This is a genomic window from Candidatus Mycolicibacterium alkanivorans, assembly GCF_022760805.1.
In the GTDB taxonomy this organism is placed as follows: domain Bacteria; phylum Actinomycetota; class Actinomycetes; order Mycobacteriales; family Mycobacteriaceae; genus Mycobacterium; species Mycobacterium alkanivorans.
This window is the reverse complement of sequence record NZ_JAIVFL010000001.1, coordinates 3,643,894-3,670,165: the sequence shown is the minus strand read 5'-3', so window position 1 is coordinate 3,670,165 and position 26,272 is coordinate 3,643,894. Positions and strand designations below refer to the sequence as shown.

Annotated in this window: 25 protein-coding genes and 6 pseudogenes; 18 read left to right on the top strand and 13 right to left on the bottom strand. The window is 67.4% G+C overall.

Going from position 1 to position 26,272, the window contains the following annotated elements:
* Positions 1-6 precede the first annotated feature (6 nt).
* The 9 genes from K9U37_RS20615 to K9U37_RS17910 form a co-directional block, all read right to left on the bottom strand.
* Positions 7-126, bottom strand: coding sequence for a DUF6893 family small protein (locus tag K9U37_RS20615; RefSeq protein ID WP_372489533.1), 120 nt, complete (start codon positions 124-126; stop codon positions 7-9).
* The gene (locus K9U37_RS17945) at positions 114-1,460 is read right to left on the bottom strand and encodes a hypothetical protein (protein ID WP_243072848.1); all 1,347 of its coding nucleotides are present in this window, start codon (positions 1,458-1,460) and stop codon (positions 114-116) included. Before K9U37_RS17945 ends, K9U37_RS20615 begins: the two co-directional genes overlap by 13 nt.
* Positions 1,457-2,140 carry a DUF6084 family protein gene (locus tag K9U37_RS17940; RefSeq protein WP_243072847.1) on the bottom strand — a complete coding sequence of 228 codons (684 nt, stop codon included), beginning with the start codon at positions 2,138-2,140 and terminating at the stop codon, positions 1,457-1,459. The genes K9U37_RS17945 and K9U37_RS17940 overlap by 4 nt, the downstream gene beginning before the upstream one ends.
* Positions 2,137-2,853, bottom strand: a complete 717-nt coding sequence (locus tag K9U37_RS17935) for a DUF5947 family protein (RefSeq protein ID WP_243072846.1) — start codon at positions 2,851-2,853, stop codon at positions 2,137-2,139. The genes K9U37_RS17940 and K9U37_RS17935 overlap by 4 nt, the downstream gene beginning before the upstream one ends.
* A complete protein-coding gene (locus K9U37_RS17930; RefSeq protein WP_243072845.1) occupies positions 2,850-3,728 on the bottom strand; it encodes a NifU family protein in 879 nt (292 codons plus the stop codon). The genes K9U37_RS17935 and K9U37_RS17930 overlap by 4 nt, the downstream gene beginning before the upstream one ends.
* 3 nt (positions 3,729-3,731) lie before the next feature.
* Positions 3,732-5,528, bottom strand: coding sequence for a nickel-dependent hydrogenase large subunit (locus tag K9U37_RS17925; RefSeq protein WP_243072844.1), 1,797 nt, complete (start codon positions 5,526-5,528; stop codon positions 3,732-3,734).
* Between the two features lie 28 nt (positions 5,529-5,556).
* Positions 5,557-6,612 (bottom strand): NADH-quinone oxidoreductase subunit B family protein, encoded by a 1,056-nt coding sequence (locus K9U37_RS17920; RefSeq protein WP_243072843.1) that lies wholly within the window; start codon positions 6,610-6,612, stop codon positions 5,557-5,559.
* Positions 6,613-6,818: 206 nt separating this feature from the next.
* A complete protein-coding gene (hypB, locus tag K9U37_RS17915) occupies positions 6,819-7,613 on the bottom strand; it encodes a hydrogenase nickel incorporation protein HypB (RefSeq protein WP_243072842.1) in 795 nt (264 codons plus the stop codon).
* Between the two features lie 23 nt (positions 7,614-7,636).
* Entirely contained in the window at positions 7,637-7,972 is a 336-nt protein-coding gene (locus K9U37_RS17910; RefSeq protein ID WP_243072841.1) for a hydrogenase maturation nickel metallochaperone HypA, read from the bottom strand.
* 270 nt (positions 7,973-8,242) lie between these two features.
* Here K9U37_RS17910 and hypF point away from each other — a divergent pair, with 270 nt between their 5' ends.
* From hypF to hypE, 4 genes are read left to right on the top strand one after another with little or no spacing between them, the layout of a single operon-like run.
* Positions 8,243-10,573 (top strand): carbamoyltransferase HypF, encoded by a 2,331-nt coding sequence (gene hypF, locus K9U37_RS17905; RefSeq protein ID WP_243072840.1) that lies wholly within the window; start codon positions 8,243-8,245, stop codon positions 10,571-10,573.
* Complete coding sequence (locus tag K9U37_RS17900) at positions 10,546-10,821, top strand: HypC/HybG/HupF family hydrogenase formation chaperone (protein ID WP_243072839.1); 276 nt, start codon at positions 10,546-10,548, stop codon at positions 10,819-10,821. Before hypF ends, K9U37_RS17900 begins: the two co-directional genes overlap by 28 nt.
* Entirely contained in the window at positions 10,818-11,921 is a 1,104-nt protein-coding gene (hypD, locus tag K9U37_RS17895) for a hydrogenase formation protein HypD (protein ID WP_243072838.1), read from the top strand. Before K9U37_RS17900 ends, hypD begins: the two co-directional genes overlap by 4 nt.
* Positions 11,914-12,987: a hydrogenase expression/formation protein HypE gene (hypE, locus tag K9U37_RS17890; protein ID WP_243072837.1), complete on the top strand. Its 1,074-nt coding sequence runs from the start codon at positions 11,914-11,916 to the stop codon at positions 12,985-12,987. Before hypD ends, hypE begins: the two co-directional genes overlap by 8 nt.
* Positions 12,988-13,116: 129 nt before the next feature.
* Here hypE and trxA read toward each other — a convergent pair whose 3' ends face one another.
* Complete coding sequence (trxA, locus tag K9U37_RS17885) at positions 13,117-13,491, bottom strand: thioredoxin (protein WP_243072836.1); 375 nt, start codon at positions 13,489-13,491, stop codon at positions 13,117-13,119.
* Between the two features lie 95 nt (positions 13,492-13,586).
* Between trxA and K9U37_RS17880 the strand changes: the two are divergent.
* The 7 genes and pseudogenes from K9U37_RS17880 (at position 13,587) to K9U37_RS17850 (ending at position 17,144) form a co-directional block, all read left to right on the top strand.
* Positions 13,587-14,164, top strand: a pseudogene (locus tag K9U37_RS17880) (rhodanese-like domain-containing protein).
* A 90-nt stretch (positions 14,165-14,254) separates the two neighbouring features.
* Positions 14,255-14,524: a metal-sensitive transcriptional regulator gene (locus K9U37_RS17875; RefSeq protein WP_243072835.1), complete on the top strand. Its 270-nt coding sequence runs from the start codon at positions 14,255-14,257 to the stop codon at positions 14,522-14,524.
* Positions 14,525-14,544: 20 nt separating this feature from the next.
* Positions 14,545-14,649 (top strand): annotated as a pseudogene (locus K9U37_RS17870) (DUF302 domain-containing protein); the annotation flags it as partial.
* A gap of 32 nt (positions 14,650-14,681) precedes the next feature.
* A pseudogene (locus tag K9U37_RS17865) lies at positions 14,682-15,161 on the top strand (winged helix-turn-helix domain-containing protein); the annotation flags it as partial.
* Entirely contained in the window at positions 15,158-16,288 is a 1,131-nt protein-coding gene (locus K9U37_RS17860) for a HAMP domain-containing sensor histidine kinase (protein WP_243072834.1), read from the top strand. The pseudogene K9U37_RS17865 and the gene K9U37_RS17860, both read left to right, overlap by 4 nt.
* Before the next feature lie 162 nt (positions 16,289-16,450).
* Positions 16,451-16,936, top strand: coding sequence for a homocitrate synthase (locus tag K9U37_RS17855; RefSeq protein ID WP_243072833.1), 486 nt, complete (start codon positions 16,451-16,453; stop codon positions 16,934-16,936).
* Positions 16,923-17,144, top strand: a complete 222-nt coding sequence (locus tag K9U37_RS17850; RefSeq protein WP_243072832.1) for a hypothetical protein — start codon at positions 16,923-16,925, stop codon at positions 17,142-17,144. Before K9U37_RS17855 ends, K9U37_RS17850 begins: the two co-directional genes overlap by 14 nt.
* 148 nt (positions 17,145-17,292) lie before the next feature.
* Here the strand turns inward: K9U37_RS17850 and K9U37_RS17845 are convergent, their stop codons facing one another.
* Complete coding sequence (locus tag K9U37_RS17845; RefSeq protein ID WP_243072831.1) at positions 17,293-18,339, bottom strand: DNA polymerase IV; 1,047 nt, start codon at positions 18,337-18,339, stop codon at positions 17,293-17,295.
* A gap of 8 nt (positions 18,340-18,347) precedes the next feature.
* Positions 18,348-18,950 (bottom strand): TetR/AcrR family transcriptional regulator, encoded by a 603-nt coding sequence (locus K9U37_RS17840; protein ID WP_243072830.1) that lies wholly within the window; start codon positions 18,948-18,950, stop codon positions 18,348-18,350.
* Positions 18,951-19,041: 91 nt separating this feature from the next.
* On the opposite strand from K9U37_RS17840, the gene K9U37_RS17835 reads away from it, so the two are divergent.
* From K9U37_RS17835 to nrdE, 6 genes and pseudogenes are all read left to right on the top strand, one after another.
* Positions 19,042-19,584: an NAD(P)H-dependent oxidoreductase gene (locus K9U37_RS17835; RefSeq protein ID WP_243072829.1), complete on the top strand. Its 543-nt coding sequence runs from the start codon at positions 19,042-19,044 to the stop codon at positions 19,582-19,584.
* 439 nt (positions 19,585-20,023) lie between these two features.
* Positions 20,024-20,266 carry a redoxin NrdH gene (locus K9U37_RS17830; protein ID WP_243072828.1) on the top strand — a complete coding sequence of 81 codons (243 nt, stop codon included), beginning with the start codon at positions 20,024-20,026 and terminating at the stop codon, positions 20,264-20,266.
* Positions 20,267-20,293: 27 nt separating this feature from the next.
* On the top strand, positions 20,294-20,758 hold the full coding sequence (gene nrdI / locus K9U37_RS17825) for a class Ib ribonucleoside-diphosphate reductase assembly flavoprotein NrdI (protein ID WP_243072827.1): 465 nt from the start codon (positions 20,294-20,296) through the stop codon (positions 20,756-20,758).
* Positions 20,725-21,282 (top strand): annotated as a pseudogene (locus tag K9U37_RS20610) (ribonucleotide reductase N-terminal alpha domain-containing protein); the annotation flags it as partial. The gene nrdI and the pseudogene K9U37_RS20610, both read left to right, overlap by 34 nt.
* A pseudogene (locus K9U37_RS20605) lies at positions 21,271-22,401 on the top strand (LAGLIDADG family homing endonuclease); the annotation flags it as partial. The pseudogenes K9U37_RS20610 and K9U37_RS20605, both read left to right, overlap by 12 nt.
* Positions 22,402-22,425: 24 nt before the next feature.
* Positions 22,426-24,042, top strand: a pseudogene (gene nrdE / locus K9U37_RS20600) (class 1b ribonucleoside-diphosphate reductase subunit alpha); the annotation flags it as partial.
* A gap of 195 nt (positions 24,043-24,237) precedes the next feature.
* Here the strand turns inward: nrdE and K9U37_RS20090 are convergent.
* Entirely contained in the window at positions 24,238-25,506 is a 1,269-nt protein-coding gene (locus tag K9U37_RS20090) for a PE family protein (RefSeq protein ID WP_272888059.1), read from the bottom strand.
* Between the two features lie 4 nt (positions 25,507-25,510).
* On the opposite strand from K9U37_RS20090, the gene K9U37_RS17810 reads away from it, so the two are divergent.
* Positions 25,511-25,660, top strand: coding sequence for a hypothetical protein (locus K9U37_RS17810; protein WP_243072826.1), 150 nt, complete (start codon positions 25,511-25,513; stop codon positions 25,658-25,660).
* The last annotated feature ends 612 nt before the right edge of the window (positions 25,661-26,272 follow it).

Genomic DNA, 26,272 nt, shown 5'->3' with positions numbered 1-26,272 from the left:
CGTCCACTACATGCGCCGCATCCGCAAGTAGCGCTGAACGTCGGGTATCGACCGGACCCCGATCACCACACCGGCCAGGACGATCAGCGCCACGATGATCGTGGCGATCCACCCTACGACCTCCATCTCGAACTCCCTTCTGCGTTCGGCTTTTCGGTGCCGAGCGGCTCCACCTCGTCGGGCGCGAAGTACAGGTACCGCCCGTACCAGTCGTGCAGGTCGGCCGCCGGGTCGTCGTCGACGACCACCGCGACATGGGTGTTGCCGTCGACGTCTTGATGTACCGCGGTGACCCGTGCGGTACGACCGGCGACGAAGATGTCCTGCGCGTCCGCGCGCCGGCTGGGCCGCAGCCGCACCCGGCTACCTCGCGCCACCGTCACCCCGTCGACCATGACCCCGTCGATCTCCGGGCGGACCGCCTGGTCGGCATGGGGATCCCACCAGTCCACACCGTCGGGTATCTCGGGGACCAGTGCGTCGGCGCGCGGGTCGCGCAGCACGCCGTGCAGACGCTGCATCGCCTCCGGTGACATCGCGTCGCAGCGGTCGATGATCGCGGCGGCCAGCGGATCGGTCGCCCGCGCCTGCGCCTTCTCGGCGTCGGTCATCGTGATCACCCGGAGAATGAGGATCTCGTCGATCTCGGTCGAGTCGTACAGCGCGCCCACGCTCTGTTCGGCCACTTCCGGGTGGTCGTAGAGAATGATCGGCGAGACCAGCATGAGGTCGTCGGTGCCGGGCGGTCCGGCCAGGACGGGGAAACAGCGGTTGTGCCGACAGCGCGCCGCCGCAGCCGCTGCGCTCGGCGGCGGCTCCAGCAGTGAGATGAAGCGGCCACCGGAGACGGCGGCGATGACGTGCGTGCCGATCATCGAGGTGGCGATCGCCTCGTCCTTGTTTTCGGCGGGCGGCCCGGTGTTGGCGACGGTGAGCTGGACGGCGTCCAGGTCGTCATCGGGTGTCACCTCCACGGTGACCGCGCCGAGCAATTCGCGGCGGGTGCGCACCAGCCGACCACCGTCGACCTCTCCGACGTCGACCCCACCGGGCACCGCGAGAGGCAGCGTCCAGGAGCGTTGTGTACCAGCGAGATTCAGTGGTCCAAGGACGATCTCGCGTTCGACGGCCTCGTCCCAGGACAGCCAGGTCCCCGCGGGGGTGACAAGCTCCTCGACCGGATGCAGACCGCGCCGCCCGTCGGCCTGCTCGCCCTGTCGGCGCTGCAGCTGCAGGAACCGCACCACGAGTGTGAGCCTCCCGCCGCCCTCGATCAGCAGGCGGGTGTCCAGCGTGCCTTCCTCGCCGAGTCCGGCCTCGGCGGCACCGGGCGGACCGAGCACGCCGAACTGCCAGCGGCACTGGTTTTTTCGGGATGACGCGCGGTAGGGGTAGAGCAGATAGCCCTCGTAGAGGACGGCGTCGGCCACGGCGCGGGCATGGTCCCAGCTGAGGGTCATCGCCGCTCTCCCGAGGAGCCGTTGGTGCACGCCGTCTTCTGGGTGGCGCCGGCCACCAGCGCGCTGATCGCGTCGTCGAGATCGAGCAGACCGCTGCGGGACTTGAACTCGCTCAGCGTGGCGATGCTGTCGTGGCTCAGACGCAACCATCCCGAGTTGGGGTAGTGCTGGGCGATGAGGTCCCGCCACACTGCGACCGGCATGTCGTAGGAGTCCTCGCAGTCCCAGGAGACGTGACGCACTCGAAGCCCGCGCTCCCCGGCGCCGAAAATGGTTCCGCTGAAGAGGAATTGCAGCGGGATCGTTCCGTCGCGCAGAGCGTGGAAGTACTTCGAGGCCGCCACCTCGACGTCGTAGGTGCACTGCAGGGACAGCGTGGACCTGGTGGCACCGGTGAAGCCGGGCACCATTGACGTCGTATGCAGCCACGGGAAGGCCTGCTGGGTGGCCGACCAGCGCTCGCGCGGACCGAACAAGTCCAGCAGTCCGGCGGCCTCCTCGTCGGTGTAGGCCCGTCGCAGTGGCTGGATCCGGATCTGGCAGCGCAGCGCAATGGCATGGATGGACTCGTCGCCGGTGCTCGAGATGCCGATGTGCGCCTCCAGGATCGGCGACACCGCATACCGTTCCGGGGTGACGTCCAGCACGCTGAACGTCACATCCGGTGTGGGGGCCGTCATGGCAGCTGGACCACGCTGCGTTCGGCGACGCCGGCGAAGAACCCGTCGATGAAGTCGCGCGCCTGCGCGCCGCCGTCGAATCCCCGCCACAGCAGTCGAAGTCCGCCGACGAACTCGTAGCAGGCGTCGATCGGCACCAGGAAGCATTCCGGAGCCGGGAGGCCGGCGACATCAGATTCCGGAGCCGGGAGGCCGGCGACATCAGATTCCGGAGCCGGGATGCCGGCGACATCAGATTCCGGAGCGGCGGGATCGTCGGGCACGCGGACCAGGAGGGCTTCGACGTCATCGGCCAGCAGCCCCACTCGCGGATCACACGTCGCTGCCGCCCACGCCGCCGTGTCCAGTTCGGATTCGGTGGCGCCGGCCGGTCCGGGGTAGAACGCGACGGTGCGGTCGAGTGCGGAGTTCCGGAAGAAGAACGCGACGCCCACCGGTATCTGCAGCGCGTCCCACGCCCGGCGGCCCAGCCCGAAGTCGGGGAAGTACAGGAAGCGGTCGGGCACCGCGCGGTAACGCAGGCTGGCACTGGCGTCGGTGAACAACAGATAGCAGGCCCGGCATACGCACATGAGCTGGCGGGCGGCCACATTGACGACGTGCTGGTGTTCGTCGGCGACCGGAGAGGCGCACATCTCGCAGCGCTCGCCCACCGGCTGGGGGGCAGTGCGGCCGGTGCGGATCCTGGAGAGCACCTCGAGTGTGGACGTCATGCGGAGGCCTCCATCGGTTGGGCGGGCACCGCCATGGACAGCACGCCGTCACGGGCCAGCACCGGCACCGGCCGGAGGTGGCCGACGGATTCACCGGTGCCGGCGCCGGCGTGCACCACGTCGAATCGGGCATGGCAGCTCGGGCAGCGCAGCACCGCGCCGGACAACGTGGCTCCGGACATCGAGTTGGCGCATCCCGGGCACTGGTCGAGGTAGGCCAGCACCGCATCGCCAACCCGGCACGCCAGCACCGCGATGTCCCCGACGGCGAATCCCGCCACCTCGCCGGCCCGCAACGCCTCCAACTCCGGGACCGCGTACCACGTCGTGGGCTCATGCCTGCCGGAATGCACCCGCGACATCAGCGAGTCGACCGGGATCGCCGACGCGACCTCGGCAGCTACCGCCTCGACGGAGTCGATCTCCGGCGCCGCGGTGCGCACCGCATCCTCGACCGCGAGCTCCAGCGTCACCGCCGAGGACGGACAGCTGCTGCAGCTACCCGAAAATGACAGGCGGACAACGCCGTCGGCGATGCCGAGCAGCCGGACGTCGCCGCCGTGGGAGCCGAGGTAGGGCCGCACACCGTCAAGCGCCCGCGACACCCTTTCGGTCACATCGTGCGGGTGGATGCCGTGTACCAGCAACAGACTGCCGACCAGGTCGTCGGCCGCGAGGTGCTCGGCCAGCGCCGGATCGTCCACCGCCGCCATGACTCTCGTCAGTGCGGCACCGTACAGGTCGACGACCTCACCCACCAACTGCTCTGCGCGGGCCTGCGCGGCCGGGCCGTCGGTCGCGCAGGCCGCGAGCAGCGCCTGGATCCGCTCACCCGCCGAGCGCCAGTGCGAATCCTCGAAATCGGCGTCGGCCATGGGTCACTCGCCGGTCAGCGACTGGGTGGGGGAGTGCAGCTTGTCCAGCGACCTGCCCTCGCCGAGGTACATGTGCACCCCGCACGGCAGGCACGGGTCGAAACTGCGCACCGTGCGCATGATGTCGATTCCCTTGAAGTTCTCCCGGTCGTTCTCCTCGAAGATCGGCTGGCCCTGAACCGCGTCCTCGTAGGGGCCCGGTGTGCCGTAGCTGTCGCGTGGGTTGGCGTTCCACGGAGTCGGTGGATAGGGGTGGTAGTTGGCGATCTTGCCGTCCCGGATCACCATGTGGTGGCTGAGCACACCGCGCACCGCCTCGGTGAATCCGCAGCCGATACCCTCGTCGGGGACCTCGAAGCGCTCCCACGTCTTGGTTCGCCCAGCACGAATCTCCACCAGCGCCTTCTCGGCGAAGTGCAGCGCGCACGCGGCGGCGTAGGCCTGGAAGTAGGTGCGGGCACGGTTTCGTTCGATGGTGTTGCTGCCGTGGACCGGAACCTTCCACTCGAGCTCGACCGGGCCCTTCAGTGCGGTCTTGGGGAAGTTGATTTGCACACTGTTGCCGGTGGCCTTGACATAGCCGATGTCGACCAGTCCGGCCAGCGCGGTGGACCACAGCCGGGCCAGTGGTCCGCCGCCGGTGTCCAGGGCGAGGTGGTCGGTACCGTCGAACCAGCGCGGTGACATCACCCAGCTGTAGTTCTCGTCGAAGTCGCGCTTCTGCGGCCGGGGATTGGTGTGCTGGTTCCAGGGGTGCCGACGGTCCACCGGGTTGCCCAGCGGATCTGTCTTGACGAACATCTCCTGGTCGTTCCAGTCCTCATAGTAGGAGTGGCCCAACAGAATTCGGATGCCTAGGTTGATGTCCACCAGGGAGGTGGTCACCAGCTTGCCGTCGACCACCACGCCGGGGGTGACGAACATCTTGCGGCCCCAGTTCTCCATGTCCCGGTAGGAGAAGTTGCACACTTCCGGGTCCTGGAAGGAGCCCCAGCAGCCGAGCAGGGTGCGGCGCAGGCCGACCTTCTCGTAGCCCGGCAGCGCCTCGTAGAAGAAGTCGAACAGGTCGTCGTGCATCGGCACGACCTTCTTCATGAACTCGACGTAGCGCATCAGGCGGGTCATGTAATCGGTCATCAGCTGGACGGTCGCCACCGTGCCGATGCCGCCGGGATACAGCGTCGAGGGGTGGACGTGCCTGCCCTCCATGAGACAGAACATCTCCCTGGTGTAGCGGCTGACCTGCAGCGCCTCCCGGTAGAACTCGCCGGTGAAGGGGTTGAGCGCCCGCATGATGTCGGCGATGGTGCGGTAGCCGTGCGCCTCGGCGTGCGGCGCGGCGGTGTTCTCGGCCTTGGCCAGCACGCTGGGGTTGGTCTCCGACACCATCTTCTCGCAGTAGTCGACCCCCACCAGGTTCTCCTGGAATATGTTGTGGTCGAACATGTATTCGGCGGCCTCGCCGAGGTTGATCAGCCACTCACCGAGATGCGGCGGCTGCACGCCGTAGGCCATGTTCTGCGTGTAGCACGAACACGTGGCGTGGTTGTCACCGCAGATGCCGCAAATCCTGCTGGTGATGAAATGCGCGTCGCGTGGGTCCTTGCCTTTCATGAACAGCGAATAGCCCCGGAAGATCGACGAGGTGCTGTGACACTCGACCACTTCCCGGTTCTCGAAGTCGATCTTGGTGTAGATGCCGAGGCTGCCCACGATCCGGGTGATCGGATCCCACGCCATCTCGACGAGCGATCCGGGTTCGTTCTTGATCTGGGAGGGCTCGGGAATGATCGTCGTCATCGAATGTTCCCCTCGATTGTCCGGTTGGCTACCAGGTGCGCCGCGCGCCGGTGGTGAGTTCCTTGCCTTTGTGCCGCCAGCGCGGCTCCTCGTCGACCGTGCGGCCGGTGATGTGGCGCAGGTTGCGGATCACCGATCCGTAGAGCCCGGACGCCGTGGCGGACAGCTTGCCGCCCGGCGGCTCGTCCATGAACGGCATGAACTTGTCCGGGAAGCCCGGCATGGTGCAGCCGATGCAGATGCCGCCGACGTTCGGGCATCCCCCGACGCCGTTGATCCAACCACGTTTGGGCACATTGCATTTCACGACCGGACCCCAACAGCCGAGCTTGACGATGCACTTGGGCGAGCCGTATTCCGTCGCGAAATCACCCTGCTCGTAATAGCCGGCCCGGTCGCATCCCTCGTGCACGGTTTGGCCGAACAGCCACTGCGGGCGCAACGCGTCGTCGAGCGGGATCATCGGCGCCTGCCCGGTGGCCATGTAGAGCAGATACGTCAGCGTCTCGGAGAGGTTGTCGGGATGAATGGGGCAGCCCGGAACGCACACGATCGGGATGCCGGCCTTGCTCTTCCAGTCCCAGCCCAGATAGTCGGGAACGCCCATCGCGCCGGTCGGATTGCCCGCCATGGCGTGGATGCCGCCGTAGGTGGCGCAGGTGCCCACCGCCACCACCGCGGTCGCCTTGGGCGTGAGCCGGTCGAGCCATTCGCTGGTGGTCATCGGCTGGCCGGTCGCCGGGTTGTTGCCGAACCCGCACCAGTAGCCGTCGTCGTGCAACTGTTCGTTGGGGATCGACCCCTCGACCACCAACACGAACGGCTCGAGCTCACCACGGTCGGCTCTGAAGAACCATTCGAGGAAGTCGTCGGCGCCACCGTTGGGACCACACTCGAAATCGATGAGTGGCCAGTGCACGGCGACTTTCGGCAGACCCGGCAGCGCGCCGAGGGCGATCTCCTCGACACTGGGCTGGGTGGCGGCAGTCAGCGCCACCGAATCACCGTCGCAACTGAGACCTGCGTTGATCCAGAGAACGTGGATCAGCGCTTCTTCCGCTTTGACTGCTGCTTCCGTCGGCATGTTCGCAGCTTTCCGGGACGGGACCCTGCCATCCCTGCGCCACCGGAGCCGACTCCCGGCCCACTTGCGCGGCGTTGTTTCTGGGTCTACTCCGGGCCCACGACGTTGTCAACGCCTGCCAGTCGGTTGGCCGAACCCGACATTTGGCGGCCCGAGTCTGGTAGACCTGGAGACACCAGGCTGGTGCGAAAGTATTTGCGAGCGCGTTAATTTCGTGGTTGGCGCGGCTCAGGATGTCGCCCGGCGAACGCTCTGACCCACTCGAACCAGGCTGGCATGCCTTCGCCGGTGCGCGCACTCACCGGCAGGATCGTGGCAGTCGGATTCACCTGGCGCACATGGGCGATGTAGGTGTCGACGTCCACGTCGAGGTGGGGCACCAGATCGATTTTGTTCAGGAGCACCACGTCGACCGAGCGGAACATCACCGGGTACTTCAGCGGCTTGTCCTCGCCCTCGGTCACCGAGTAGACCATCGCCTTGGCGTGCTCGCCCACGTCGAATTCCGCCGGGCACACCAGGTTCCCGACGTTCTCGATGATCACCAGATCCAGGGCGGCCAGATCCAGTGCCTGCAGTGCCCGGTTGACCATGGGCGCATCGAGGTGGCACTCGCCCCCGAAGCCGTTGTTGGTGTTCAGCAGCGAGATCTGCGCGCCGCGGCCACCGAGTCGCGCGGCATCGATGTCGGTGGCGATGTCACCCTCGATCACGCCGACGGCGATATCGCCGGCGAACTCGTCGAGGGTCGCGGCCAGCACGGTGGTCTTTCCCGACCCCGGCGAGCTCATCAGGTTCAGGGCGCGGATCCCGTTCGTCTCGAAGGCCGCACGGTTGATGTCGGCGTGGGTGTCGTTCTCGGCGAAGATCGACTCCAGCACTTCGATGCGCTGCGAGCCGGTGTCGTACCCGCTGTGGTCACCGTGGTCGTGCGACTGATCGTGGTCGCCGTGCGCGTGGCTATGCTCGGTGCCGTCGTCGTGACGATGAAATCGACCCATGGTGAGGACCTTTCGCTGTTGACTCAGGACACGTCCAGGGAGGTGACCAGGAACTCGTTGCCGCGCACCACCTCCACATCGCCGCTGTCGCACTGCGGGCAGCACACCGACCACCGCGAGGCGATCTCGGACTGCTGCCCGCAACTGCGGCAGCGCACTTCGCCGGTGACGAGCTCGAGTTCGAGCTCGGCCTCGGGCATGTTCTCGTGCTCGCGGACGATGGTCCAGCAGAATGACAACGACTCCGGAACCACCTGGCGCAGCGCGCCGACCTGCACCCGCACCACGTCGACCCGCCGGCCCTCCGCGTACGGCCTGACCACTCCGGCGATCGCCTGGCACAACGACAATTCATGCATCGGCGCTCACCAGATCTTTCTCCCGTTTCCGCTGGGATCGTGCCGGCCTGCACCCTACCGCGCGCCCATTGGCCGCCCGGGGTGATTCCGGGCGGAAAACGCCGAGATTCGGTGCGATTTTGTGATTGTGGTCATAGCGGTGTGGGACTAGCGTTGGTGCCACCTACCCGCGCGGACAGCCCACCGCCACGGGTGGCCGTGTCTTCGCTGCGGAGGTTCATGAGCACCTTTCTACCCCTGCGCCCGGCGGGCTGAGGCGAGGGTGACCCGATGAACGTGCGGGTGCGCCTCGACATCACCGGGGTGGTGCAGGGCGTCGGTTTCCGCCCGGCGGTCGCGCGGGTCGCCGCCGAGTACGGACTCGGCGGGTTCGTCTACAACGACGCCGGGTCGGTACATGCTGAACTGGAGGGCCCGGCCGCCGCGGTGGACCAGGCGGTGGCCGCCATCGCACACCGCCCGCCGCCGATGGGGCGCATCGACACGCTGCGGTCGGTGTCGCTGCAACCCAAGGGCGACAACATATTTCAGATCATCGGCAGCAAGAGCGGCGACGATGGGCGCACGCTCGTCCCGCCGGACGTCGCGGTGTGCGAGGACTGTCTGCGCGAGATGCGCGACCCGGCTGACCGCCGATCCGGGCACCCGTTCATCACCTGCACCAACTGCGGTCCGCGCTACACCGTCATCACCGACCTGCCCTACGACCGGCCGACGACCACCATGGCCGCGTTCCCGATGTGCCCGGCCTGCGCGGCGGAGTACCACGACCCGCTGGATCGCCGTTACCACGCGCAAACGGTCGCCTGCCCGGACTGCGGACCGCGGCTGGCATGGCGGCCCGCGACGGGGGAGGCGGACTACGGCGACCCGGTCGGCGCCGCGGCGGCCGCCCTGCTGGACGGCCAGATCGTCGCGGTCAAGGGTATCGGCGGGTTCCACCTGGCCTGCCGCGCCGACGACGCCGCTGCGGTCGCACTGCTGCGCCGGCGCAAGACCCGCCCGGCCAAACCGTTCGCCGTGATGGCGGCCGATCTGGACGCCGCCGCCCAGATCGCCGACGTCGACGACGCGGCGGCCGCCGCGCTGGCCTCGCCTGCCGCCCCGATCGTGCTGGTGGGCCGCCGGGCCGGTGCCGTCGCCGACGAGGTGGCTCCCGGCCTGGCCGACCTCGGCGTGATGCTGGCCTACTCGCCGGTGCACCACCAGCTCTTCGACCGGCTCGGAACCATCCCGCTGGTGATGACGTCGGCCAACCGGGGTGGCTCGCCCATCGTCTTCCGCGACGAGGATCTGTCGTGGATCAACGGACTGGCCGACGCGGTGCTCACCCACGACCGACCCATCCACGTGCCCTGCGAGGACTCCGTCGTCGCCATAGACGACCAGGGCAACCAGCTGCCGTTGCGACGCTCGCGCGGCTACGCGCCACTGCCGGTGTCGGTGCCCGGACCCCGACCGGACGCGGTCATCCTGGCCACCGGCGGCGACCTGAAAACCACCTTCTGCCTGATGGGGTCGGACGGCCACGCCCACATGTCCTCGCACCTGGGCGACATGGCCGACCCCCGCACTCAGAGCTGCTTCGAAGCGGCATTGGAGCACCTGGCGTTCATGACCGACCGCCACCCGCAGACCGTCGCCCGCGACATGCATCCCGGCTACGCCACCACCGCCTGGGCTCAGCGCCATGCCGACGGCCGGCCCGTCATCGCCGTCCAGCACCACCATGCCCACGCGGTGTCCCTGCTGGCCGAACACCGGCGGCTGGACACCCCCGTCATCGCGGTCACCTATGACGGCACCGGCTACGGCACCGACGGCACCATCTGGGGTGGCGAGCTGCTTGCCCTGACCGAGCCGGCGCGGTTCACCCGGGTCGGGCACCTGCGCCCGTTCGCGCTGCCCGGGGGAGACGGCGCCGTGCGCCAGCCCGCCCGCATCGCGCTGGACCTGCTGAGCCGGGCCGGGGTGGACTGGAGCGACGACCTTCCGCCGGTTGCTGCGCTCGGCGAGAACGCTCTGCACATCCTGCGTCAGCAGATCCCTCGCGGGCTGAGCTGTGTGCCGACCACCAGCATGGGCCGGTTGTTCGACGCGGTGGCCAGCCTGCTGGGTGTCTGCCAGAAGGTCACCTACGAGGGGCAGGCCGCCATCGAGCTCGAGCACCTGGCCCGGTGGGGACGTGCGGTGGACCTCGACTTCGCGGTCGCCGCGGGTGTTCTCGATCCGGCGCCGGTGATCGCCGGGATCGCCGCGGGGCTGCGCGGCGGCACCGCGCGCGAAGACCTGGCCGCCGGCTTCCACCAGGCGGTGATCACCGCGACCGCCACGGCTGCGACCGCGGCTGCGCGGGCGGCCGGTATCTCGGTGATCGGGCTGACCGGCGGTGTGTTCGCCAATCAGCTTCTGCTGCAAGGCCTTCGGAGCACGCTCACGCGCAGCGGCTTCGAGGTCCTCACCCACCGGATCGTGCCCTGTAACGACGGCGGCCTGGCGCTCGGCCAGGCCACCATCACCGCCGCGATCTTGACCAACGCCGACGCGGCGGCTGTATCGGAAAGGAATGGCATATGTGCCTCGGAATCCCCGGCAAAGTGATCGAGATTTGGGACGAGTCGGGTACCCGCATGTCCACGGTCGACTTCGGCGGGACCACCAAGACGGTGTGCCTGGCGTACCTGCCGGACATGGAGATCGGCGAATACACCATCGTCCACGCGGGTTTCGCGATCACCCGACTCGACGAGGCCTCGGCCAACGAGACGCTGAAGATGTTCGAAGACCTCGGCATCCTGGAAGGGGAACTGGGCGGTGCCGAGGGTCAGAGCAGGAGGGAGCCGGCATGAAGTATCTCGACGAGTTCCGCGACCCGGTGGCCGCCAAGGTGCTGGTGGAGGCCATCCAGCGGCACGCCACCCGCACCTGGACCATCATGGAAGTCTGTGGCGGACAAACACATTCGATCATCCGCAACGGCATCGACCAGCTGCTCGAGGGCTCCGTGGAGTTCATCCACGGCCCCGGCTGCCCGGTGTGCGTCACACCGCTGGAGATGATCGACCGTGCGCTGGAGATCGCCGCCCGCGAGGACGTCATCTTCTGCTCATTCGGCGACATGCTGCGGGTGCCCGGCAGCCACCAGGACCTGTTCAGCGTGCGCGCCCGCGGCGGCGACGTTCGCATCGTCTACTCGCCGCTGGACGCCACCCGGGTCGCCGCCGAGAACCCCGACAAGGAAGTTGTGTTCTTCGGCGTCGGCTTCGAGACCACCGCACCCGCCAACGCGATGTCGGTGCTGCACGCCCAGCGGATGGGGCTCACCAACTTCTCGGTGCTCATCTCCCACGTCCTAGTTCCGCCGGCGATGACCGCCATCCTCGGTTCGCCCTCCAACCGGGTCGAGGGGTTCCTGGCTGCCGGGCACGTGTGCACCGTCATGGGCACCTCGGAGTACGGGCCGTTGGTGGAGGAGTTCGGTGTGCCGATCGTGGTCACCGGCTTCGAGCCGCTGGACCTGCTCGAAGGCGTGCGCCAGCTGGTCGATCTGCTGGAGTCGGGCACGCCGGAGTTGCGCAACGCCTACCCGCGCGCGGTCAGCGAGGCCGGAAACACCGTGGCCCAGCGGGCGCTGGCCGACGTGTTCACCGTTACCGACCGGCAGTGGCGCGGCATCGGCATCATCCCGAAGTCGGGGTGGGCACTGTCGCCGAAGTACGCCGAGTTCGACGCCGAGCGCAAGTTCGGAGTGGGGCACCTGCAGGTGCAGGAGTCCGACGAGTGCCACGCCGGTGAGGTGTTGCAGGGCCTGCTCAAGCCCAACCAGTGCCCGGCGTTCGGCGCAACCTGCACCCCGCGCACGCCGCTGGGCGCCACCATGGTCTCCAGCGAGGGTGCCTGCGCGGCCTACTACCAGTTCCGGCGATTGGAAACGGCGGCGCATGTCTGATCGTCCCGTCGCGATTGATCCGTCGGACTGGGTGTGCCCGTTGCCGCTGCGCGAGACCAAACGCATCGTGCTGGGCCACGGCGGGGGCGGAATCCTGTCCGAGGAACTCATCGAGAATCTGTTCCTGCCCGCGTTCGGGTCGGCGGGCGGCCCGTCGCGCGACTCCGCACTGCTGCAGGTCAGCGGCGGCCAGATCGCGCTGACCACCGACTCCTACGTGGTCAACCCGTTGTTCTTCCCGGGCGGCAACATCGGCGATCTCGCCGTCAACGGCACCATCAACGACCTCGCCTGCAGCGGTGCGCAGCCGCTTGGGCTGACGGCCGGGTTCATCATCGAGGAGGGCCTGGAACTCGAGGTCCTCGGCGCCATCGCGCAGACGATGGGCAAGGCCGCCGACCACGCCGGCGTCGGCATCGTCACCGGCGACACCAAGGTGGTCGGAAAGGGCGGTGCCGACGGGCTTTTCGTCAACACCGCCGGCGTCGGCGTGGTGCCCGACGGGGTGCGCATCGGACCCGAGCAGGCCCGCCCCGGCGATCACATCATCGTCTCGGGCAATGTCGGCGAGCACGGCGTGGCGATCATGAGCGTGCGCGAGGGCATCGACTTCGGCACCGCGGTGACCACCGACAGCGCGCCGCTGCACCGGCTGGTGGCCGCGATGCTGGCCGCTACCGGCGACCCGAATGTCGTGCATGCCCTGCGCGACCCCACCCGCGGCGGGCTCGTCGCCGCGACGGTCGAGATCGCCCGGACCGCCGGCATCGGCGTCGAACTCGACGAAGGCCGGATCCCGGTGCCCGAGACGGTGTCCTCGGCATGCAGCTTCCTGGGACTGGACCCGTTGCAGGTGGCCAACGAGGGCAAGCTGGTGGCGTTCGTCGACCCCGCGCACAGCGAGGCCGTCCTGGAGGCGATGCGCTCGCGTCCGGAAGCTGCCGGGGCGGTGATCATCGGCCGCGCGGTGGCCGAGCACCCCGGAATGGTGGTCGGGCTGACACCGTTCGGCACCACGCGCGTCATCGAACGAGAACTGGGTGAGCAGCTTCCGCGGATCTGCTGACCTCGGCCGACACCGCTGATCGCACGGCTGACCCCCAGCCTCCCGAGGCTGACGTTACTCCCGATCGGTAATAACTTCGCAACGAATACGTCCGAGTACTCTGTCCGCCCGGCGAACTGTTTGCGGAGCTCAGGCGCTCGCCGCATCCTTGCGGGTGGCAATGGCCGCGCGGACCTCGTCCATGTCGAGCTCCTTGACCTTGGTGATCAGCTCCTCGAACGCGGGCGCCGGCATTGCTCCGGGCTGGCGGTAGACCAAGATGCCGTGCCGGAAAGCCATGATCGTCGGGATCGACCGGATCTGCAGCGCGGCGGCGAGCTCCCGCTCGGCCTCGGTGTCGACCTTGCCGTGCACGACGTCGGGATGGGCCGAAGCGGAGCGGTCGAAGACCGGGGCGAAGGCCCGGCACGGCCCGCACCAGGAGGCCCAGAAGTCGACGACCACGATCGGGTTCCCGACGATGGTCGACTCGAAGTCGTCGAAGGTGACGTTGACGGTGCTCACGGCGGTGTCCTCTCGAAGAAATTGCAGATACCCCATTGGGTATTGCTACCCTGAACGCAATATACCCTGCTGGGTATTCGGAACGGAGGAAACCGATGCCCGCACCTTCACCCGCGCTGATCGATCCCGCCCGGCTGCACAGCCTGCTGAATAGTGACGACGTTCCGCGCGTGGTGGATGTCCGGACTCCCGGCGAGTTCGAGGCCGTCCACATCGCCGGCGCCTACAACGTGCCGCTGGATCTTCTGCGCGAACACCGCGACGAAATCCGGGCCCACCTCGACGAACAGGTGGTCGTGGTCTGCCGATCCGGCCAACGCGCAACCCAGCCGAGGAAACGCTGCGCAACGCCGGTCTGGCCAATGTCCACGTTCTCGACGGCGGAATGATCGCGTGGGAAGCCGGCGGCTTCGCCGTCAACCGCGGCGCTCGCCGCTGGGAGCTCGCGCGGCAGGTCCGGTTCCTCGCCGGGCTCATCGTGGCGGTCAGCATTCTGCTCGGCCTCGTCGTCCCCGGCTTCACGTGGGTGGCCTTCGCCATGGGCGCCGGCCTTGCCGTCGCCGCGGCAACCAACACCTGCCTGATGGGCATGATGCTCGCCCGCCTGCCCTACAACCGGGGTCCGCGGCGCGACGCGCAGCCCGTCGTTGCCCAGTTGGTCGCCTCGCGCTGACGCCTCCCGCGACACGGGCATGAATTCCCGGGTCGTGTGGTTATACCCCCGCGGGTACACTGGTCGAATACACCTGAGGAGGTTTCCCAAATGGTCGGTGATGAAGACGCCATCGCGGCTGTGCTCAACCGCCTGCGCCGGGCCCAGGGCCAGCTCGCCGGCGTGATCTCGATGATCGAGCAGGGCCGCGACTGCAAGGACGTCGTCACCCAACTTGCCGCAGTGTCACGCGCGCTCGACCGGGCGGGTTTCAAGATCGTGGCCACCGGGCTGCGTGAGTGTGTTGCCGGCGAATCGGCCGACGGCGGGAAGCCCATGAGCGAAGCTGAACTCGAGAAGCTGTTCCTCGCGCTCGCATAACACGACCAGGGGGAGTGAACATGAGCATCGCGCTGTCCACCACACTGCACGCACCTTTCGACGACGCTGTCACCCGCACGCGGGAGGCGTTGGCGCAGCAGGGTTTCGGTGTCCTCACCGAGATCGGCAGTTGCGCACATTCTCCGATGCCTACGTGGTGATGCTGACCGCCCGCGACACCGAGGTCGACACCATCGTGGGACTCTCGGTCGGCGCTGATGACTACATGACCAAGCCGTTCAGTCCGCGCGAACTCGTCGCACGGATCCAGGCCATGATGCGCAGACCCCGTGCAGTCGTGCGTGCCGCCGGTGATGTCGCGGCCGAACCCCCGCCGCGGGTCTTCGGCGACCTCCGCATCGACGTGGCCGGCCGCGAGGTGTCGGTGGGCGCCGACCCGATCAACCTGACCCGCACCGAGTTCGACGTTCTGGCGGCCCTCTCGGCGCGCCCCGGCTTGGTCTTCACCCGGCGCCAACTGCTCGAGGCGGTCTGGGGGGACAACTGGGTCGGCAACGAACACCTCATCGATGTCCACGTCGGGCACCTGCGCCGCAAGCTCGGCGACGATTCGGCCGACCCGCGTTTTGTGCTGACCGTGCGCGGTGTCGGCTATCGGATGGGCAGCGGCCGGTGAGTCGCCGGCCAGGATTGGGCACCCGGCTGCTACTGGGCCAGGTGACGGTCCTGCTGGCCGGCGTGGCCACCACGGCAGTGGTCGCGATGCTCGTCGGGCCGCCCCTGTTCCGCGAGCACCTGCGCCGCGCCGGCATCCAGGCCGACTCACACGAGCAGTTCCACGCCGAACAGGCCTACACCTACGCGACGGCAATCTCGGTCGCGGTGGCCGTCGCCGCCGCGGCGCTGACCGCGTTCGTGGTCACGTGGTACCTCAGCCGGCGGCTGCAGCGATCACTGTCCGAGGTCTCCGGGGCGGCGACCCGCATCGCGGAGGGCAACTTCGAGGCGCGGGTGTCACCGCCGGACCTCGGTACCGACTTCGACTCGCTGGCGAGCGCATTCAACGCGATGGCCGCCCGGCTGGGGGCGGTGGAAGCGACCCGCAGACAGCTGCTCGGCGACCTCGCCCACGAGATCCGCACGCCGGTGTCGGTGCTGCAGGCATATCTGGAGGCCGTCGAGGACGGGGTGAAGGAGCTGGACCTCGATTCGATGTCGGTGATGCGGGACCAGGCCGCGCGGCTGGTGCGGCTTTCCGAGGACGTCAGTGCACTGGCCCAGGCCGAGGAGGGCCGGACGATCGCGCGGCAGAGGGTCGACGCCGGCGCCCTGGTCGGCGGAGCGCTCGCGGCGATGACCGATCGCGCGTCGGAGGCCGGGGTCACGCTGCGGCCGGAGATCGATGCGGACGCCGGACCGCTTTGGGTGGACCCGCAGCGTCTGGGTCAGGTCCTCGGCAACCTGCTGGACAACGCCCTGCGCCACACCCCGCGCGGTGGGCGTATCGAGGTCAGGGTCGACAAGGGCCAGGGCGGCAGCATCATCACCGTGACCGACACCGGGGAAGGCATTGCCGCAGAACATCTTCCGCATCTCTTCGAGCGTTTCTACCGGGTGGATGCGGCCAGGGGCCGCGGCCGCGGCGGCAGTGGGATCGGCCTGTCCATCGCCAAGGCGATCGTCGAGGCCCACGGTGGACGCATCAGCGCCCGCAGCGCCGGGGCGGGCGCGGGCACGGTCTTCACCATCGAGTTGCCCGCCGCTCGCGGCGCCGTCGCTCCGGTCGGCGAACCCGCCAGATAACTCTGTTGCACCGCCCGCGGACCGGGGACTAGCATCGCCGACGTGCGCACCAAACGCCTCGTAGTAGCAACCCACAGCGGGGTCTGATTCGGACCGACCCCCCGCTGTGGGTCGGAGCTGCGACGACGTCGGTCACCTTCGTTCGATCGGGAAGACCGCACCATGAACCACCACCGCACCGATCTGCCCGAACCGTCGCCGAGGTTCTGTGCGCCGCTGCCGCGCGCGCTGCGCGACGACGCCCAGACCATGTCGTGGAGCGCATTCGCCGCCAGATACAGCCCGGCGGGAGGCCCGCTTCAGCTCGGCACCTGGACGTGTGACGACGCGCATCGCCCGGCCACCCGCCTTGGCGCGCAGCCCCGCAGCTTCCGCGCCACACTGGCGCTCGGCGACCGCGTCGAAACCGTCACAGCAGCGGCGAGCGGACCCGTAGCGGCGTTGACCGCGATGCTCTACGACCGCGGAATCTGCCTGGAGATGACCGGCTTTCACCAGCTGCGCTCCGGTGAGCACACCGCGACCTTCGTGCAGGGTGGCGACGGCCGCCGCCACGAGTGGGCGATGGGCTGGGCTCAGGACGCCACCGAATCGGCGCTGCGTGCCGTCATCGCCTGCGCCAACCTCCTGCTGAGTGCGCCGGCCTGATCAGCGCAGCGGGCGCAGCACGATCGGCATGCCGTCGATCGGCACCGGCAACATCCACGGTCTGGTCCGGACCCATGCGGCGACGACGGCGTTCACGCTGGCCGGCGAGTCCGCGTTCCTCGGACCGCACCGCGACATGGACGCCGCGGTGCGGATCCTGGAAAAGCCGTGGCTGCGTGCCCTGTGGGGCGGACGGGTCGGCGGCTGAGGCGATGACCGGCAGCTGCGCGGGCAAGAGAGTCTTCATCACCGGCGCGGCCAGCGGGATCCACACCCACCACCCCGCTCGACTGTGGGCCTCCCGCAGCCGATGTGCCGGTTTCGGCCGCATAACGCCCACGGTCGAGCGCCGAATCTCATTCCGGGAGTGCGAGTTCGAGTCGTACACCCAGCAGACGCACCGGCCGGTCGAGGTCGAACAGGTCGAGCAGGCGCAGAGTCGCGGCCTTGATCACCTCGGCCTCGGTGCTCGGCTGTTCGAGCTTGCGGATCTTGGTGCGGGTGTAGAAGGTGTTGGTCCGCACCGTCACCGCGACGCGGGTGACCACGCGCGACTGGGCCACCACTTCGGCCAGCGCCCGGCTCGCCAGATCCACGACGGCAGCGTTCATTTCGGCGCGCTCGGTCAGGTCGCGTGGGAAGGTGATCACGTGGCTGCGCGAGCGCGGGATCCACGGCTCGGCACTGACCGTCGAGTCCCCGCCGCCCTTGGCCAGCAGCAGCAGCCACCAGCCGGTTCGGGGTCCGAAGGTCGCGGTGAGCTGCTCGGCGTCGGTGTGCGCCAGCTGCCACACGGTCGTAATACCAAGAGCGGCAAGCTTTTTAGCGGTCTTCGGTCCGACTCCCCACAGGGCGTCGACGGTGCGTACGCCCATGACATCCATCCAATTGGCGTCGGTGAGGGTGTAGATGCCGTCGGGTTTGCCGAAGCCGGTGGCGACCTTGGCGCGCTGCTTGTTGTCGCTGATGCCCACCGAGCAGGCCAGCCCGGTCTCGGCGGCGATCTGCGCGCGGATGGTTTCGGCCAGCGCCACCGGGTTGGCCACCTTCGCCCCGACGTACGCCTCGTCCCAGCCCCAGACCTCCACCGGATGGCCGAGATCGCGCAGCACACCCATCACCTCGTCGGAGGCTTGGCCGTAGGCGGCCGGGTCTGAGGGCAGGAACGCCGCATCCGGGCATCGGCGGGCCGCGCTGCGCAGCGGCATCCCCGCGTGCACGCCGAACTCCCGCGCCTCGTAGGAGGCGCACGTCACCACCTTGCGGGCTTCGGTCGGGTCACCGCTGCCGCCGACGATGACCGGCAGGCCGACGAGTTCGGGGTGGCGGCGCAGTTCGACCGAGGCGAGGAACTGATCGAGGTCCACGTGTAGGACCCAGTCGCGGGGCTCGGCGTTGGTCAACTACCGCGTCACTTCCCGCACAGCTTGCGGGCTACGCTTTCCCACGCCGCGCCCAGCGTGTCGAGCGTGCGGCCGCCGTCGACCAGTTGGCGGGTGACGTAGTCGGCGTCCAGCAGGGCCAGCAGCGCGTCGGCCTGCGCGGCGAGGTCTCCGGTGCTGCCGGCGGCATCGAGCAGGACCCGGACGTGGGTGTGCATCACCGCGAACGGGGCGTTGTAGCGGGCGTCGGGATCGCGGTTGGCCTCCGAGAGGAGTTCACGATGGGTGTCGACGAACCGCAGCCGCTCGCGGCCGAACGCCAGCAGCCGCTGCAGTGGTGGGGCCTCCGGACCCAGGGGCGGCGGCCCGAATAGGACGGCCTGCTGCATGGCGCGCTCGTCTTCGTCGAGCAACACCATCATCAGGCCGGCGCGGCTGCCGAACCGGCGGAACACAGTGCCCTTGCCCACTCCGGCGGCTGCTGCGATGTCGTCCATCGAAACGGCGTCGGTGCCGCGCTCGGCGATCAGCGTGCGCGCCGCGTCGAGCAGGCGCAGCCGGTTGCGCGCGGCGTCTCCGCGTTCCTGTGGTGGCTCGACCGTCAACTCGCCCACCCCGTTCACCGCTGTCACCCTCTCCACTTTAGCTCAGCCGGAAATAAATCGGACCGTGGTCCGGTTGTCTCGTGCGATGATTCGGAACACGACGGAAGGAACTTCGGACATGGCCGATATCAAGGTCTTGACACTGCTGGGAAGCCTGCGGGCTGCGTCGATCAATCGTCAGCTCGCCGAGCTGGCGGCGGAGTCGGCGCCCGAGGGGATCAGCGTGACGATCTACGAAGGGCTCGGTGACTTGCCCTTCTACAACGAGGACCTCGACACGGAGGACGCCCCAGCGGCTGTGGCAGCGCTGCGGGCGGCCGCGGCCGAAGCCGATGCCGCCCTGGTGGTGACCCCGGAATACAACGGCAGCATCCCGGGTGTGCTGAAGAACGCCATCGACTGGCTGTCCCGGCCGTACGGCAACGGGGCGCTGAAGGACAAGCCACTGGCCGTCATCGGCGCCGCGCTCGGACAGTACGGCGGAGTGTGGGCCCACGACGAGACCCGTAAGTCGTTTGGCATCGCCGGGCCGCGCGTCATCGAGACCATCAAGCTGTCGCTGCCCACCGCGACCTTCGGCGGCAAGCACCCACGGGAGACCGCCGAGGTCGCCGAGGCGGTGCGTGAGGTGGTCGGCAAGCTCGCCGCCGAGGTGAGCTGAGCCTTCGTTCGTGACCGGCAGCCGCCGGCGGCTTTGCCCTCCGCGGGCCGGGTGCCGCTCGGGAAACCGGACTTGTCGGTGCCCGGTGATAGACCTGGTTGCGGCGAGAGCCGATCGGCATGTTGTGACGTGCGACATGCCGTCACGAAAGGCGGTGAGATGCTTACGACCTGGGAATTTCACAATTGTTATTCAGAACATGTTGTATCTCTTCTCGATGTCACCCACTAGGTGTAGTGTCTGACAAGCCGACAGACCTCAAGAGTCGCAGGTTCGCCGGATCGCTGAAATCGGCTCTCCAAGCCGGTCCAGACGACTCCGCAGGCTTGGAAATTTCAAGGTCCGACGGCACGCTGAAAAGTTCGTGAGTGCCTGCGCACCGCCCGTCCTGTGACCGTCTTGAGTCAATCTCATGTTTCACTGAGGAGCCATACCGACGATGACCATCACCGTCTACACCAAGCCCGCGTGCGTGCAGTGCAATGCCACCTACAAGGCGTTGGACAAAGAAGGCGTCACCTACGACATCGTCGACATCACCGAGGTGCCTGAGGCGCGTGACTATGTCATGGCGCTGGGCTACCTGCAGGCGCCTGTCGTGGTGGCCGGCGACGACCACTGGTCGGGGTTCCGCCCCGATCGCATCAAGGCCCTCGCGGGCAGCGCCGCAGTGAGCGCCTAACGATCCGGGCGCCACGGGGAGGACGTGATGAATCCGGACGGCGGCGCGCGGCTGGTGTACTTCTCCAGTGTTTCGGAGAACACCCACCGCTTCACGCAGAAGCTGGGCCTGCCCGCCATCCGGATTCCCCTGCACGACCGCATCCAGGTCGACGAACCCTACGTGTTGCTCCTGCCCACCTACGGCAAGGGCCGGGGTGACACCCCCACCCTCGACGCAAAGGGCTACGTGCCCAAGCAGGTCATCGCGTTCTTGAACAATCCGCGCAATCGGTCCCTGATCCGTGGCGTGATCGGGGCTGGGAACACCCAATTCGGTGCCGAGTACTGCTTTGCCGGGACTCTCGTCTCATACAAGTGCGAGGTGCCGCTGCTATACCGCTTCGAAATGATGGGAACCGTGGAGGACGTGGAAGCCGTCCGTGCGGAACTGGCTGAATTCTGGAAGGACGAAGACACGTGCCACCAACGGTCACCGCAGCTGAGTCTGTAGCCCCGACGCACGCGTTGCCGGGTGAGACCGACTACCACGCGCTCAACGCGATGCTGAATCTGTATGACGCCGACGGCAAGATTCAGTTCGAGATGGACAGGCTGGCCGCGCGCCAGTACTTTCTGGAACACGTCAACCAGAACACCGTCTTCTTCCACAATCAGGACGAGAAGCTCGACTACCTCATCCGCGAGAACTACTACGAGCGCGAGGTTCTCGACCAGTACTCACGCAACTTCGTCAAGTCGCTGCTGGATCGCGCCTACGCCAAGAAGTTCCGCTTCCCGACGTTCCTGGGCGCGTTCAAGTACTACACCTCGTACACGCTGAAGACCTTCGACGGAAAGCGCTACCTGGAGCGCTTCGAGGACCGTGTCGTGATGGTGGCGCTGACGCTGGCCGCCGGTGACACCACGCTGGCCGAGAAGCTGGTCGACGAGATCATCGACGGCCGGTTCCAGCCGGCCACCCCGACGTTCCTCAACTCGGGCAAGAAGCAGCGCGGCGAGCCGGTGAGCTGCTTTCCAGCCGGAACTCCGGTGGATACCACCGATGGTCCGAAGGCGATCGAGACGTTGCAGGCCGGGGACCGGGTGCTTTCGCACGACGGGTCCTACTCCGTAGTGGAGGCTCTCGTTGAGAACTCGAATTCCCAGCCTCTGGTATCGATCTCACACTTCGGGCACAAAGAGCCGATCCGATGCACCCCGGAGCATCCGATCCTCGTGTGGACGACGCGCGAGGTTGAGACGCTCATCGACGGGGATGGCGCCGATCCGTTCAATGGATTCGTATGGTTGGCCGCCAAAGACATTCAGCCGACGGATTTCATCGTGACGGCGGCACCGCTGGAGAGACGCGAACGGCGTGTTTACGACCTGATGCAGCGTGTGGGTCCAGGTGTTCACGAAGAAGTGGATGGACTGAATCGCTACGTCGAGGAATCGTACGACCTGGGTCTCATCCTGGGCTGGTACGTATCTGAGGGCCACATCTCCAAGCGGACAGGGTCTCTCGTGCCCAACGGCATTCACTTCACGATTGGCACTCACGACCTCGAGTACCAGCAGGAGTTGGCGGCCGCGTTCAAGCGGGTGTTCGGGGCCGATCTCTCGGTGCATCAGAGCGTCTCGGACCAGTCGGTGCGCATGACCTGCAACAGCAAGGTTGTGGCATCGCTTTTCCTGTCCATGGTCGGCACGGGTCACCGCTTGAAGCGGTTGCCCCATGACGTTTTGACGGCCGACGACGAGTTTCAGCGTGGCCTGTTGGACGGTTTGTTCCGCGGGGACGGGTGTAGCACCACCGGCGGGATGGTGCTCGACCTGGTGAACCCGGAATTGGTCGATCAGGTGCAGCTGCTGCTGCGGCGGCGGGGGATCGTCTCCCGAGTCCGCCAATACGTCGATCGATCAGGCAATGTGACAGGGCAGGTGTTCGTCCCCGGGCTTCCTGGCACGAATGAAGATTTCATCTTCGACGTCGGCAAGAACCTGCACAGCTACGTTGGCGCGAAAGGGGCGTCGCGCCCCACATACCAAGTCGTGCACGGGCGGCACGTGTACAGAATCCGCGAACTGAAGTGCACGCATGAAGTTCCGGAGAAGGTGTACAACCTGCACGTCGAGGGCACGCATACGTATACGGTTCGTGGCACGGTCGTGCACAATTGCTTCTTGCTGCGCATCGAGGACAACATGGAGTCGATCGGCCGCTCGATCAACTCCGCGCTGCAGTTGTCCAAGCGCGGCGGCGGAGTTGCATTGCTGCTGACCAACATTCGCGAGCACGGTGCCCCGATCAAGAACATCGAGAACCAGAGCTCGGGCGTCATCCCGATCATGAAGCTGTTGGAGGACTCGTTCTCCTACGCCAACCAGCTCGGTGCGCGCCAGGGTGCCGGAGCGGTGTACTTGCACGCCCATCACCCGGACATCTACCGCTTCCTGGACACCAAGCGGGAGAACGCCGACGAGAAGATCCGCATCAAGACGCTGAGCTTGGGTGTGGTGATCCCCGACATCACCTTCGAGCTGGCCAAGAAGAACGAGGACATGTACCTGTTCTCGCCGTACGACGTCGAGCGGGTCTACGGCGTGCCGTTCGCCGACATCTCGGTGACCGAGAAGTACCACGAGATGGTCAACGATGGCCGGATCCGCAAGACGAAGATCAAGGCGCGCGAGTTCTTCCAGACGCTGGCCGAGCTGCAGTTCGAGTCGGGATACCCGTACATCATGTACGAGGACACGGTGAACCGGTCCAACCCGATCGACGGCAAGATCACCCACTCGAATCTGTGCTCGGAGATCCTGCAGGTCTCCACGCCCTCGGAGTTCAACGAGGACCTGTCCTACAAGAAGATCGGCAAGGACATCTCCTGCAACCTCGGTTCGCTGAACATCGCCAAGGCGATGGACTCGCCGGACTTCGGGCAGACCATCGAGGTGGCGATCCGGGCGCTGACCGCGGTCAGCGACCAGACGAAGATCACCTCGGTACCGTCGATCGAGCAGGGCAACAACGACGCGCACGCCATCGGTCTGGGGCAGATGAACCTGCACGGATACCTTGCGCGCGAACGGATCTTCTACGGTTCCGAAGAGGGCATCGACTTCACGAACATCTACTTCTACACGGTGCTCTTCCACGCCCTGAAGGCGTCGAACAAGATCGCCATCGAGCGGGGGTCGACGTTCAAGGGCTTCGAGAAGTCGAAGTACGCCAGCGGTGAGTTCTTCGACAAGTACACCGAGCAGGTGTGGGAACCGCAGACCGAGAAAGTTCGAAAGCTGTTCGAGGACGCGGGAATCCGCATTCCCAACCAGGACGACTGGCTGCGGCTGAAGGAGTCGGTGCAAAAGCACGGCATCTACAACCAGAACCTGCAGGCGGTGCCGCCGACCGGGTCGATCTCCTACATCAATCACTCGACCAGTTCGATCCACCCGATCGCGTCCAAGGTCGAGATCCGCAAGGAAGGCAAGATCGGCCGGGTCTACTACCCGGCGCCCTACATGGATAACGACAACCTGGAGTACTACCAGGACGCCTACGAGATCGGTTACGAGAAGATCATCGACACCTACGCCGCGGCCACCCAGCACGTGGACCAGGGGCTGAGTCTGACGCTGTTCTTCAAGGACACCGCCACCACCCGCGACGTCAACAAGGCCCAGATCTACGCCTGGCGCAAAGGAATCAAGACGCTGTACTACATCCGGCTTCGCCAGATGGCGTTGGAGGGCACTGAGGTGGAGGGCTGCGTGTCCTGCATGTTGTAGGGCTGCGGTCCTTCGCCGGACTGGCCGTGGCGCATGACGGCAGCGGCCGTGCGCTCAACCGATGGAAGCGCCTACAGATCGCTGTCGATAACCTCCTACACCCTGGGCCTTGACATCGACGAGACCAACATCTGAGCGAACAGAGGTGGGGTGGTAGCGGCCAGTGCCGCCGCCACCCCACCATCGCGAAATGGTCTACATGCCGCCCATCTTCATGCCGCCCATGCCGCAGGACGGATTGGCCGGCATTCCGTTGGTTCCTCTCTGCCCCATCATGCCGCCGTTGCCACCGCAGCCGCCGACGCCGCTGCCGGTCCCGTCCCCGCCGTCGCCGCCGTTGCCCATGATGGGTGTGGATCTGCCGCCGTTGCCGCCGTTGGCATTGCCACCAAGGCCTGCGTCACCGCCATCGCCAGCGTCGCCGAGGTAGACGGAGTCCCCGCCGTCCCCACCGTTGCCGGCGTTGCCGGAAGCTGAGGTGCCCCCGTCGCCTCCGGCACCGGCATTGCCGATTACGCCGCCGTTGCCGCCGTTGCCGCCGCCCCCGCCGTTGCCGGTCCCGGTGGCGGCGCCGCCGGTGCCGCCCTTGCCGCCGTCGCTGAAGCCGACACCGTTGCCACCGCTGCCGCCCTTGCCGCCGTCGCCGGTGCCCGTGCCGTCTCCGCCGTCGCCGCCGCTGCCGGCCGGGCCGTAAACCCAGCCTCCGGGACCGCCCATTCCGCCGTTGCCGCCGACAATGTTGCCGGTTGCGCTGGCTCCGAATGTGCCGCCCCGGCCGCCGTTGCCGCCGAGGCCGAAGCCCATGGCCATCGCGCCCGTGCCGCCGCTGCCAGCTGTTCCACCGCCGGAACCGATGACGTTGCCGCCGGTTCCGCCGCCGCCGCCGTTGCCGAACAGGTAGCCGGCCATGCCGCCCCCGCCGCCGCCGCCGGCCATGGCCATCATTCCGCCGTTGACGTCTCCGCCATTGCCGCCCACACCGCCGTCACCGATCCAACCCGCCATGCCGCCGTGACCGCCCGCGCCGGCCATACCCATGATGGCGCTGCCCCCGTCGCCACCATCACCGCCGTTGCCGTACAACGTGACTGGCCACGGGTAGCCCATCAGCATGAGCATCCCGGTACTGCCGCCGCTGCCGCCAGCACCGCCAGCACCCATCATCGACGTCGCCCTACCACCGTCGCCACCATCGCCGCCGCTGCCCCAGAACAAGCCGCCGGCACCGCCCTTGCCGCCAGCGCCGCCGGTGCTTGCGTCCAGACCGGCTCCGCCGGCACCGCCGTTGCCGAACCATCCGGCATCGCCACCGTTGCCGCCGCCCCAGCCGTCGCCACCGTTGCCGACCAGGCCCGCTTTTCCACCGTCACAGCTCGTGGCGCAGCTGGTCCCGTCATAGTCGAACCCATCGCCGATCAGAATGCCGCCGTCGGGGTGATCGGCGGTGCCATTGCTGATAAACATCGCGATGAGGCCGCCGACCGGTCCACCCTGCGCCGCCGCAGCGGGGGTAGCCGCCGGGCCCGCAGCCGCCGCCGGGCTCGCTGCCGCCGCTGGGGCGGCCGCCGCAGCCGGACTGGGCGTGCGCCCCGTGCCGGCGCGGCTGACCGGAGCCTGATCTGCGGTGGGAGCTGTCGGTGCGGGCGCAGTCGCGGCGGGTGCCGGTGCCGACTCAGACTTCGGCTTCTTGGAACCTGACGATGCGGCGGCAGGGTTCGGACTCCTCTTGCCTGCACGCGAACTGGCATTCGATCCCGAGCCTGAATCGTGTCGGCTCGAACGAGCCGAGTGGGAGTCACCCGAGTCCGCGGAAGCCGAGTAGGGGACGCTCACCCCCGCAACTCCGATGCCCAAGGCCACGGCCAACGCTCCGACTCGACCGACGTATGTCCCACTGCTCACAACGGACCCCCATCTTGATCCTGGAAACTGCTCATTCGGCGACCGATTCGCAGGGCGCGCAAAGGTCTCAGGTCATGTAGTCGCGGAGATGCTAAAATCAGTTCCGGGCGTTCGGGTTTCCGTGCCAAACAGCCTGGGCGAGGTTTGGATCACCTAATTGCGCGGCGTGTGAGGCCACGAAACCGCGCACAGAAACGCCCGGGAACTATCCACCTCCGTCGGCCGACTATTGCCCCGTGTGGAACGTGATATTCGGGCCGACCCGGCGATGTGGCAGTCAGGAAGTGCGTCCGGAAGCGACGATGGGCTGGCACCGGTACCTGCATCT